9 protein-coding genes and 1 other annotated feature are annotated in these 11,110 nt (G+C 41.0%); of the genes, 3 read left to right on the top strand and 6 right to left on the bottom strand.

Translation table 11 applies throughout. The annotated features are described in order from the left end of the window. Nucleotides 1-10: 10 nt before the first annotated feature. Entirely contained in the window at nucleotides 11-703 is a 693-nt protein-coding gene (locus NQ508_RS04085; RefSeq protein WP_006426248.1) for a YkgJ family cysteine cluster protein, read from the top strand. 145 nt (nucleotides 704-848) lie between these two features. Here the strand turns inward: NQ508_RS04085 and NQ508_RS04080 are convergent, their stop codons facing one another. From NQ508_RS04080 to leuS, 3 genes are all read right to left on the bottom strand, one after another. Beyond that, nucleotides 849-986: a large conductance mechanosensitive channel protein MscL gene (locus NQ508_RS04080; RefSeq protein ID WP_173733063.1), complete on the bottom strand. Its 138-nt coding sequence runs from the start codon at nucleotides 984-986 to the stop codon at nucleotides 849-851. A gap of 102 nt (nucleotides 987-1,088) precedes the next feature. After that, nucleotides 1,089-1,622, bottom strand: coding sequence for an LOG family protein (locus tag NQ508_RS04075; protein WP_006426250.1), 534 nt, complete (start codon nucleotides 1,620-1,622; stop codon nucleotides 1,089-1,091). A gap of 454 nt (nucleotides 1,623-2,076) precedes the next feature. After that, a complete protein-coding gene (leuS, locus tag NQ508_RS04070; RefSeq protein ID WP_006426252.1) occupies nucleotides 2,077-4,506 on the bottom strand; it encodes a leucine--tRNA ligase in 2,430 nt (809 codons plus the stop codon). Nucleotides 4,507-4,600: 94 nt separating this feature from the next. After that, nucleotides 4,601-4,881: a binding site (T-box leader), on the bottom strand. Nucleotides 4,882-5,109: 228 nt separating this feature from the next. Here leuS and NQ508_RS04065 point away from each other — a divergent pair. Together NQ508_RS04065 and NQ508_RS04060 are read left to right on the top strand one after the other, a co-directional pair. Further along, the gene (locus NQ508_RS04065) at nucleotides 5,110-5,532 is read left to right on the top strand and encodes a hypothetical protein (RefSeq protein ID WP_006426255.1); all 423 of its coding nucleotides are present in this window, start codon (nucleotides 5,110-5,112) and stop codon (nucleotides 5,530-5,532) included. 100 nt (nucleotides 5,533-5,632) lie between these two features. Then, entirely contained in the window at nucleotides 5,633-6,880 is a 1,248-nt protein-coding gene (locus tag NQ508_RS04060; protein ID WP_006426256.1) for a CapA family protein, read from the top strand. 64 nt (nucleotides 6,881-6,944) lie between these two features. On the opposite strand, the gene NQ508_RS04055 is transcribed toward NQ508_RS04060, so the two are convergent. The 3 genes from NQ508_RS04055 to NQ508_RS04045 all read right to left on the bottom strand — a co-directional run bounded on the left by NQ508_RS04055 (nucleotide 6,945) and on the right by NQ508_RS04045 (nucleotide 11,106). Further along, complete coding sequence (locus NQ508_RS04055; protein ID WP_006426257.1) at nucleotides 6,945-7,883, bottom strand: AEC family transporter; 939 nt, start codon at nucleotides 7,881-7,883, stop codon at nucleotides 6,945-6,947. A 44-nt stretch (nucleotides 7,884-7,927) separates the two neighbouring features. Beyond that, entirely contained in the window at nucleotides 7,928-9,589 is a 1,662-nt protein-coding gene (locus tag NQ508_RS04050) for a CvpA family protein (RefSeq protein ID WP_006426258.1), read from the bottom strand. Nucleotides 9,590-9,660: 71 nt separating this feature from the next. Further along, a complete protein-coding gene (locus NQ508_RS04045; protein ID WP_022415582.1) occupies nucleotides 9,661-11,106 on the bottom strand; it encodes a TrkH family potassium uptake protein in 1,446 nt (481 codons plus the stop codon). Between the last annotated feature and the right edge of the window lie 4 nt (nucleotides 11,107-11,110).

Below are 11,110 nucleotides of genomic sequence, written 5' to 3'. Positions count from 1 at the left end.
GGTAATAAATATGTTAAGAGAAATTAATTTGGATGAAATATCCGATGGAAGATTATATAGCAGCAATGACATGGCCAAGACAGACTGTAAAGGATGTGATGGCTGCTCTGCCTGTTGTCATGACATGGGAAATTCCATCGTCCTTGATCCACTGGATGTATACCGGCTTTCCACCAATCTTTCCAAATCTGTAAACGAACTGCTGACCGGCCCTCTGGAACTTAATGTTGTAGACGGTATCATTCTTCCGAATCTGAAAATGGCCGGAGCCGAAGAAGCCTGTTCCTTTCTGGATACTAATGGACGCTGTACGGTCCATGCATTCCGTCCCGGAATCTGCCGTATGTTTCCTCTTGGACGCTTTTATGAAAATCGGTCTTTCCAGTATTTCTTACAGATACATGAATGTCCAAAAACAGACCGTTCCAAAGTAAAAATCAAGAAATGGTTGGATACACCGAATCTGAAAACTTATGAAAAATATATAGCCGACTGGCATTTCTTTCTGAAAGACCTTCAGGAATATGTTACGAATCTTGCTTTCGATTCTTCTGCGAATTCTGACGGAACCGCCAGAACGATCAGTATGCATGTGCTGACGCAGTTTTATCTTACGCCTTATCCGGAAGATGGGGATTTTTATTCTGAATTTTATAAACGATTAGAAAAGTCGCGGCTTTTCACTCAATCAATTGGTATTTAATTTATCATCGTGGCCTCTCAGTCCACGAGAAAGACTTGATGTTATGTTTGTGGCTAAGATTCCGTGATGTAAGAAAATCTAAGGGAGTCCAAACATCCCTCCATATACACCACAAACACAACACCAAGTCTTTCTCATGTCATGATTAGCCAGTGATACTAAATTCAACAGCGGAATTGTAACCTTTGTATGTGATCAGAAAGTTAATAACCGTAGATATAAACTTACCATAATTCAATGTAACCTCTCCCTGAAGATTTAATTTCAGCTGATCGAAGTTCATTCCTTTCCTCATTGGTCTCTCATTTTGTACCTTTTTTATCTTATCATTTTTCTAATTTGACGGTCAATCATCCTGTTCTTATTTTCTTTCATGACATCCCCTCTATTTAGCCAGACACTTCTGAATTTTTTCCAGATTCTCTGCAAAATATATTCCTTCCTGCTTTTCTCTGGATGAAAGATCCATCTCTATCATATGCTCCAGAAGCTGCTTCAGGCTGTCATAATATCCGTTCAGATTATATAGAATACACGGTGCATCCAAATGCTTTAGCGATACCTTGGACATCACCTCCGTGATCTCTTCCAGTGTTCCCGTTCCTCCCGGAAATGCAATGAACGCGTCTCCAAGTTCTATCATTTTTGCCTTTCTTTCTGACATATCTTTCGTCGTGATCAGTTCCGTAATCTCGTCATATACAAATCCTGCATCAATAAAAAACTGTGGCTCTACACCGATTACTTTACCACCGGCCTGCAATACACTTTCTGCAAGTTCTCCCATCAGGCCAGATTTTGAACCGCCATATACAAGAGTATTTCCATTTGTTCCAATCCACGCTCCCAACTCACGCACTGCTTCTTTAAAAAATGGGTCATTTCCTTCATTTGCTCCGAGATATACTGTAATATTCATTTTATACTTCTCCTTGTAAATCTTCTATTATCTTTCAAATAACGGATAGTTCTTCCAATGCCTTACACATATTCAACGAGTGCTAATTCAGTATCAATTCTTTTTCTCCATACAATGAATGCATTCATCTTTTTATAATCCCGTTCATAAATCATCTGGATTATCTCAAATACTGTCCTTATATCTGTATTACGGAATCTGATTGTTTTGCTCGGACCCCTGCTTTTTTTCCTTTTTTCCTGGTATAAAAGCATAGATTTCCGAAATGTAATCAGACTATAGACGGTGACACACACCTTTGACAATTTTGAAATATGCTTTGTTGTATTTTAACACAGCAATATATATAATTGCAATAAATTATAACTTATATTGACTATAAAAAAGAAGAGGATCACCCGCTCTCTTTCAGGCAACCCTCTTTCCCCATTCATTATAATTCTATATGAATTTCTTATTTCATTACAATATTAATGATCTTCTTCGGAACATAGATCTCTTTGATCACATTTCCTGTCAGCTTGTCGGCAATTGCTTCTTTACCTGCTGCAAGTGCTTCTTCTTTGGAAGCGTCTGCAGAGATCTCGATAACTGCTTTTGTCTTTCCGTTGATCTGTACCGGAACTTTGATCTCATCATCTTTCATAGCGTTCTCGTCGTATTTTGGCCATCCGGCTTTGAATACGCTCTCTGTGTGTCCCAGTTCTTCCCACAGTTCTTCTGCAACGTGTGGTGCGAATGGTGACAGAAGTACTGCCATTGTAGATAATGTCTCTTTGTCGATTCCGCCCTCTTTCTTAGCGATCTCAAGCAGTTTGTTGTTGTGCTCCATGAATGCTGAGATTACTGTATTCAGGCTGAAGCTTTCCAGACGTGTTGTTACATCGTATACCAGTTTGTGACGCTCTTTGATCATCTCTTTTGTTGCTGTGATGTCTGCGTCCTTGCTGTCCATAACAAGGTTCCATACACGTTTCAGGAAACGGTTTACTCCGTCGATTCCTCTGTCATCCCACTCAGCATCTAACTCCGGTGGTCCAACGAAGAGTTCATACATTCTCAGGGAGTCACATCCATAGTCTCTTACCAGATCATCCGGTGATACAACGTTTCCTTTTGACTTACTCATCTTAATACCGTTCTTACCAGTGATCATTCCCTGGTTGAACAGTTTATGGAATGGCTCGTCAAAGTCTACGACTCCGATATCATATAAGAACTTGGTGTAGAAACGTGAATACAGAAGGTGAAGTACTGCATGTTCTACTCCTCCGATATACATATCTACCGGAAGCATCTCATCTGCTTTTTCTCTTGATACGAGTTCTTTATCATTGTGGTTATCTACGTAACGCAGGAAGTACCATGAAGATCCAGCCCACTGTGGCATTGTGTTTGTCTCTCTCTTTGCATCAGCTCCGCACTGAGGGCACTTGCAGTTTACCCACTCATCGATTGCAGCCAGTGGAGATTCTCCTGTTCCTGTAGGCTCGTAAGATTCTACTTCAGGCAGGCGGAGTGGAAGTTCTTCTTCCGGTACCGGTACATTTCCACATTTTGGACAATGTACGATCGGGATTGGCTCTCCCCAGTATCTCTGACGAGAGAATACCCAGTCACGCAGTTTGAAGTTCACTGTCGCACGTCCGATTCCACGCTCTTCGATGATATGTGGTGCTTCTTTCTTCAGTACAGAAGATTCCTGTCCGTTCCATTCTCCGGAATTGATCATGGTTCCGACAGCATCTGTATAAGCCTCTGTCATGTTCTCAATCTCTTTACCGTCTTTTGCAATTACCTGGATGATCGGGATATTGAACTTTGTAGCGAATTCAAAGTCACGATCATCGTGAGCCGGTACACACATGATTGCTCCTGTACCATAGTCAGCCAGTACATAATCAGACAGCCAGATCGGAACTTTTGCTCCGTTGATCGGATTGATCGCATAGCTTCCTGTGAAGACACCTGTCTTTTCTTTATCCTGCATACGGTCTACGTTAGACTTCATAGAAGCATCGTAAATGTACTGCTCTACTGCTTCTCTTGTCTCATCGTTTGCAAGACTCTTAGCCAGTTCATGCTCTGGTGCCAGAACCATGAATGTTGCTCCGTATAAGGTATCTGGTCTTGTTGTGTAAACTGTGATCTTCTCGTCTCTTCCTTCTACAGGGAAATCAACCTCTGCTCCGTAAGATTTACCGATCCAGTCAGCCTGCATCTTTTTAACCTTTTCAGGCCAGTCCAGTTTATCCAGGTCATTTAACAGTCTATCTGCATATTTTGTGATCTTTAACATCCACTGACGTAAGTTCTTCTTTGTAACCTCAGCTCCGCAACGTTCGCATTTTCCACCGACTACTTCTTCGTTTGCAAGACCTGTCTTACATGAAGGGCACCAGTTGATCGGGAATTCTTTCTCATAAGCAAGACCTTCTTTGAACATCTTAACAAAGATCCACTGTGTCCATTTGTAGAAATTCGGATCTGTTGTATTTACTTCTCTGTCCCAGTCATAAAGAGCCGCGATCTCATTAATCTGACGTTTGATATTCTTAATGTTGGCAGCTGTGGAGATCTCCGGATGAACGCCCATCTTAATTGCGTAATTCTCAGCCGGAAGTCCGAATGCATCCCATCCCATTGGATGAATGATGTAATAGCCCTGCTGTAATTTATAACGGCTCCATACATCAGAGATTACATATCCTCTCCAGTGACCTACGTGAAGTCCGTTTCCTGACGGATATGGGAACATATCCAGACAGTAATATTTTTCTTTCTTATTTCCATTCTCATCATACTGGACGTTTACCGGGTTTTCTTCCCATTTTTCACGCCACTTTTTTTCAATTGCCTTATGGTTATAAGGGATTTTTGACATTTTTTCGTCCTCCTGTTTTTTATATGGTAACTACTCATACCTGACAGCTTTGCTTGCATACTTTGGTATAAAAAAAGCCTGTTCATCTCGCTTTATAAGAGACGAAAAAGGCTCATATTCCGTGGTACCACTCTTTTTCACCCGACATCATCTGTCAGATGCACTCATTGATCTTCTGTAACGGGAAGTTCCCGCTTCTGCCTATGTTATCATGATTTCGGATAAATACCTTGTATCCCGTATCTTCTCTATCCACATGATCTGTTCAGCAAAAGAACTCTGAGGCGAGTTGGGAGTCTTCGTCTGCTGCCTTGCACCAACCGGCAGTTCTCTTGATAACGCTCGACTCTTAATACTCCTCTTCTGCGCTTTTTTCAATATTCTTCATTATTATATGAAGAATGTTAAAATAAGTCAAGGCCTGTCTCTAAGAAAGTGTATAAATCCACTGTGCCTTCTGCTTTCAGCAACATTTTATCCAAAAAAATTGTCAGAAAATTCATTTTTTTGGTTGTTATTGCCAGTTCCATAGTGTATAATAAGGATAAGTAATTACTACTGATGCAGATCAGTAAATATGATACATAAAGGAGAGTGTTTACCATGGTTTATTTATTAGCAGGTCCTAAAGGAACAGGAAAAACACAGCAGATGATCGAGCAGGCTAACGAGGCTGCAAAAAAATGTAATGGAAACGTCGTATTCATCAAAAAAACTCACCGCGACACAGCAAGTGTAACTTTTGATATCCGTACTATCTGTATGGATGATTTTCCGGCAATCACCAATATTGACGAATATATTGGATTTTTATATGGTATGTACAGTTCTAATCATGATATCGAATGTGTATTTATTGACGGAATCTTAAAACATGCCGATATCTCACTGGATAATATTCCAGCATTTATCGACCGCCTGAAACAGGTTTCCAAAGAATGTGAAGTTGAATTCTATGTCAGCATCAGTGCAAGCAAAGAAGATCTTGCTGACGTAAATATGGAAGGATGCAAATATCTGAACTAATCCTTTCTGAATAGAAAGATCTGACAGTCCATTTCTACAATGGACTGTCGTTTTTGTTGTCTGAAATACTGATAGTATTTTAAAATACAGGAGAAAAAGTATGAGCGGAATCAAAGATGCAAAAAAGAAGAGAGCCCGAAGGAGACGTAAGCGACAGATACAACGTATCTTATTAATCATTGCCATGGTATTGATCCTGATTGGATTTATATTCCTGGTCCGAGCTGCCATCCGCACTGTTGTAAATAAATTCACCGTCCCTGCAGTTACAACTTCGGCAAATAAAACAGCCGGTACCAAAAGCACTGCCGGAAAACATAAAACCAAAAAGAAATCTGCTTCAAAAAAGAAGACTTCGACCAAAAACACTTCCCCAAAGGCAGATTCTTCAAAAAGAGCTGTTCAATTAGAAACCGTAACCATCAGTAAAAAAAATCCAGACAAGGTTTCTCTTACTATCAGTTCCACCGGAGACTGTACATTGGGAACCGATGAAAATTTCAGTTATTCTACCAGCCTGAATGCTTATTACGAATCATACGGTGCCGACTATTTCTTCCAGAACGTCAGATCCATTTTCCAAAAAGATGATCTGTCTATCGTCAATATGGAAGGAACCCTGACAGATGAAACTGCCCGGGAGGCCAAAACCTTTGCCTTCAAAGCACCTGCCAAATATGCTGCAATCCTTTCCGGAAGCTCCATCGAAGCGGCCAATCTCGCTAATAACCACAGTCATGACTATGGGAAGAAGAGCTACACCGATACAATCTCCGCACTGGACGATGCCGGAATTGCTTCCTTTGGTTATAACCGGGTGAAGATCTTCAAAGTAAAAGGAATCAAAGTCGGTGTTACCGGAATCTATGAGCTTGCGGATCACCAAAAACGTGCATCGCAGGTAAAAAAGAATATCAAAGCATTGAAAAAAGCCGGTGCTCAGATTATCATCGTAAATTTCCATTGGGGAATTGAAAAGCAATATACACCGGACGAGAACCAGAAGGCTCTTGCACATCTCGCCATTGATGAAGGTGCAGACCTTGTAATCGGACACCACCCACATGTGCTCGAGGGCATTGAAAAATACAACGGAAAATACATCTGCTACAGCCTTGGCAATTTCTGCTTTGGCGGCAATTCTACACCTGGCGATACGGATAGCATGATCGTACAGCAGACATTCACATTCCATAAAGGGAAATTAAAGAAAAGCAGCAAATTAAATATCATTCCCTGCTCCATCACTTCTTCCAGCGGTTACAACGATTACTGCCCGGTTCCACTTACCGGAGATGAGAAGCAACGGGTACTGGATAAAATTTCACAATACAGTGAAGAACTATAACTCTGCAAAAAAACTCTGCAATATGTTTCATACATATTGCAGAGCTTTTATCTGTCTTACTCTATTATAATGCAATCAGCATTTCATAACTCAGCACCATCACAGGCATCGTTATAATACAGAATATCACCGACATTACATTAATCACACTCGCATATCTGGAATCCTTTCCATAAATCTGTGCAAGCTGTGTGATCATTGCTGCCGCCGGAGCTGACGTTGCAATCAGAACAATCATCAGAATATATTCCGCATCCGGATGAATTCCACTCCGTTCCAATCCGGCGAAGGCAACAACCGCAATCAGCGGGAATACGATCAGCCTGAGCAGGCAGATCAGGTACGGACGCTTTTGACGGAATACCCATTTCAGATCCACATCTCCGATCACCATACCAATTACCATCATACTCGCCGGACTGATCATATCTCCAAAACCACTGACACAACTGTCAACAACCGTTGGAAGCCGGATCTCCAGCGTAAAAAGCGCAATTCCTATGATCATCGCGATCACATTCGGATTACACAGGATTTTCCTGATATTCAGCTCCTTTTCCTGTCCGATCAGTTTCACACCATGCGTCCACATCAGTACCGTCTGTACCAGGATAAATGCAGTCGTATAAAAAACCCATTCTTCTCCCAGAACAGCTCCCACCAGTGGAATCACAAGATACCCTGCATTTGTATAAATGATGGATGCTTTTTCAATACTGTTAAAGTGGAATATGAATGATAAAATTTCCGATCCGATGATCAGAACCATATGCACTACCACTGACAGTCCGATTGCGATCATCAGCCCCTTAATCTTATCATCTGTCAATTCAATCTGAAACGAATGAACAACGACACACGGATTACAGATATACACAACCATATTTGAAATGATCCGGCTGTCCTCTGTTTTAAAAAGACCAGCCCTGACCACTCCGAATCCCACTGCCATCGTAAGAAACATAGCCAAAATCTGCTCCGCAAGAAGTATACTAATTTCCATTATCCTCTCTCATTTCCTGCATCATTTCTATATGATGAATCTTGTTACTCCTGTGTACCTGTTTCCTTCTCTATCTTATCAGAAGAAGTTTTATCTTTTGCTTTTTCACCGATGTCAAGTTTGGTAACCGTATTGACATCTTTATCTTCTTTGTAAGTGACTGTCACCTGTTCTCCAAGTTCACACTTTATTACATCAATAATATCTGCTACTGACACATCATAAATCGCATCAGAATCTTCCAACATCAGATAATAATGTGAATTTCCATCCAGAACCGCCTGCGCAATCTTTGTAATTTTTCCGGATATTTCTTCTTCCTTACGCGTGTCCTTTTCTTTTTCCTTCACACCATTTTTCAGAAGAAGTTCGTTATAATTCTCCTGACACTGGCTGACACTGTCCCCGATTGCAACGATCTGATATTTCTGAACATTTACCATGGCATATTTTTTAACCAGACCGGCATCGTCTTTTAATGCAACAAAATATGTCGGCTCACCCGCAATGTTCAAAAGTAATGGAAATGTTGCCTGGTATTTCAGGTTCTGCACCTGTCCTTCTGCGGATGACATTGCAGAAGATTCTGTTGCACCTTCTACTTTATAATATTTCGTCTCCATTGTACGCTGATTTGCCAGAACAAATCCAACATTTGACTGATCTCCGTTTACAGAAGTAACTCCGGTATACATCCACACATCATCATTTAATGCCAGATAGTTATAACCGTCCGTTGTCTCCAAACAGTCTTTCTGACTCAGCACACTGTTAAAGAATCCGTGTTTTAATTTTCCATAATAATCAAATAAATTTACTAATAAGTCTGCGGAATATACACGGTCTACCCACTGTGGAACATTTCCGACATCATATGTCTTTGTTTTTCCCGTCACAGCATTACAGATTACTACTTTTCCTACTGTTTCACCACCAAATAATCCAATGTTGAATTTCTTTACCGGTGCGATCCAATATGGATCTCCATTTTCATCAATCTCAAAGCTCAGCTCTCCATAAATATATGTCGGATGTGCGAAACGTAAATGACGATAAATATTACGGTTGAAATGATCACTCGTTGTATATTTCATACCCTGTTTCAATTTGACAAGCTCCGTAGACTGATTCGCCATATTAATCCGGATATAAGACGGAATTCCTTCACTCTGGTTGGTAAACCATTTGATCAGGCTCGCGTATTTCAGCGGAGTCACACGGACCGGATTGCCCTTATAGTTGATCTGGCTGTAGATATCATCCGCCTCAAACTGTGATACCATGTCCACCATGCTTCCCATCTTACGGTCACCGAGAAGTGCTGCCGTATCCTTATCCAGAAGCGGGATCTTGTCAAATGACAGTTCATCTACATCCTTTGTAAATTCACCCTCTTTAACTGTCATAAGCTTCTGATACTTTTTGGCATTAATAACCGGAGAAGAAAACAGTGTTCCCAACAGATATACAACTCCTAGAAACACTATCACTCCAAGAAATCCTTTTACTACTTTACTTTCTCTGACTTCATATCTGTTCAATTTCTTTCTTCCCAGATACAGAACAGCCAGGATCACCAGAAAGATCATGATAAAAAACCATGTCTCCGATGAATGAATGTTGATCGCCGGTATTGCCGCATAGTAATAGATACCTGCAAGGATTACGACAAATACCGTGATTATTGCTTTCGTTTTACCTTTCATAATTCTCTCCTCTCATACAGTGATACTTTGGTATAGAAAATCAGGCGGCTTCCTAAGTGCCACCTGTTATTCTAAAATTTTCTGCGCCATGCCGGTGCCGTAAACAGCACTAGGAACGGGAATATCTCCAAACGTCCTGCCAGCATGTCAAAACATAATACTAATTTTGATAATATAGAAAAATCAGCAAAATTACCCATCGGTCCAACCTTTGCCATACCCGGTCCGACATTGCCAAGTGTTGTAAGGACCGCACTGAATGTCGTCTCAAAATCAAAATTATCCAGTGATACCAACATGACCGATACGATCAAAATTCCGACATATGCTATAAAATAAATGTAAATCGTACGCAGAATATCGGAACCGACTTTCTTACCGCCGATCCGGATGATTCCGACTGATTTCGGGTGTGCAAGCTGTACGATCTCTCTTTTTATACATTTGATTCCCACCAGAAGACGGGATACCTTAATACCACCTCCGGTTGAAGAAGCACACGCTCCCACGACCGTCAGCATCATAAGTATTGATTTTGAGAACATCGGCCATTTTGCAAAATCCGTTGTCGCATATCCGGTTGTTGTGATAACCGTCACGACCTGGAATATTGCATAGCGGAACGCCTTGATCATACTCGGGAACATCGAATGGATATTCAGTGTGATCAACGCTGTTGCTCCGACGATCAGCATAATATACGTACGCAGTTCCTCATTCTTTCTGACTGACTTAAAATCACCTAACAACATAAAATAAAATAACGAAAAATTCACTCCGAATAATGCACAGAATGTTGTGATCACTCCATCAATATAAGCACTGTGGAAATGTGCAACACTGTCTGCATAATTCGAGAATCCACCTGTTCCTGCGGATCCAAAAGAAAAGATCATACTGTCAAACAGATTCACTCCACCCAGCATCAGAAAAATGATCTCTACAACCGTCATGATCAGATACATACCATATAAGATACGCGCTGTAGACATTGCTTTCGGAACGAGTTTGTCCTTCTCCGGCCCCGGAACCTCTGCACGCATCAGGTACATTGAGTTCTTTTTATCTAATGATGTAAGCACCAGTACAAACACCAGCACTCCCATTCCTCCGATCCAGTGAGTCAGACTCCGCCAGAACAACAGACACTGCGGAAGCGCTTCTACATCTCTTAAAATACTGGAACCTGTCGTTGTGAATCCGGAAACCGTCTCAAAAAACGCATCCATGTAGTTTGGTATAAAGCCTGATATCGTAAAAGGCATTGCGCCAAACAAAGACCATAAAATCCATGCAAGTGCAACGATTACCATACCTTCTTTTCCGTAAATATGACTTTGCTCCGGCTTTTTTACACCTGCCAGAAAAAACAGTAACAATAATATCCCCGCAGGTATCAGAAATGCAATACCACTCATTTCCTGATATAATGCCGCTACGATTACCGGGATCATAAGAAGCACTGACTCAACTCCCAGCATTCTGCAAAGGATATATCTTATCATTTTTGTATTCATAACC

It is taken from the genome of Dorea longicatena (assembly GCF_025150085.1).
GTDB lineage: Bacteria > Bacillota > Clostridia > Lachnospirales > Lachnospiraceae > Dorea_A > Dorea_A longicatena.
Note: the sequence above shows the minus strand (reverse complement) of the source record. Positions and strands in the feature narration are given on the sequence as shown.

What these genes read in the sequence shown, in the direction of transcription:
- NQ508_RS04085 (WP_006426248.1), top strand. Translation starts at nt 11, where the DNA reads ATGTTAAGAGAAATTAATTTGGATGAAATATCCGATGGAAGATTATAT.
- NQ508_RS04080 (WP_173733063.1), bottom strand. Translation starts at nt 986, where the DNA reads ATGAACTTCGATCAGCTGAAATTAAATCTTCAGGGAGAGGTTACATTG.
- NQ508_RS04075 (WP_006426250.1), bottom strand. Translation starts at nt 1,622, where the DNA reads ATGAATATTACAGTATATCTCGGAGCAAATGAAGGAAATGACCCATTT.
- leuS (WP_006426252.1), bottom strand. Translation starts at nt 4,506, where the DNA reads ATGTCAAAAATCCCTTATAACCATAAGGCAATTGAAAAAAAGTGGCGT.
- NQ508_RS04065 (WP_006426255.1), top strand. Translation starts at nt 5,110, where the DNA reads ATGGTTTATTTATTAGCAGGTCCTAAAGGAACAGGAAAAACACAGCAG.
- NQ508_RS04060 (WP_006426256.1), top strand. Translation starts at nt 5,633, where the DNA reads ATGAGCGGAATCAAAGATGCAAAAAAGAAGAGAGCCCGAAGGAGACGT.
- NQ508_RS04055 (WP_006426257.1), bottom strand. Translation starts at nt 7,883, where the DNA reads ATGGAAATTAGTATACTTCTTGCGGAGCAGATTTTGGCTATGTTTCTT.
- NQ508_RS04050 (WP_006426258.1), bottom strand. Translation starts at nt 9,589, where the DNA reads ATGAAAGGTAAAACGAAAGCAATAATCACGGTATTTGTCGTAATCCTT.
- NQ508_RS04045 (WP_022415582.1), bottom strand. Translation starts at nt 11,106, where the DNA reads ATGAATACAAAAATGATAAGATATATCCTTTGCAGAATGCTGGGAGTT.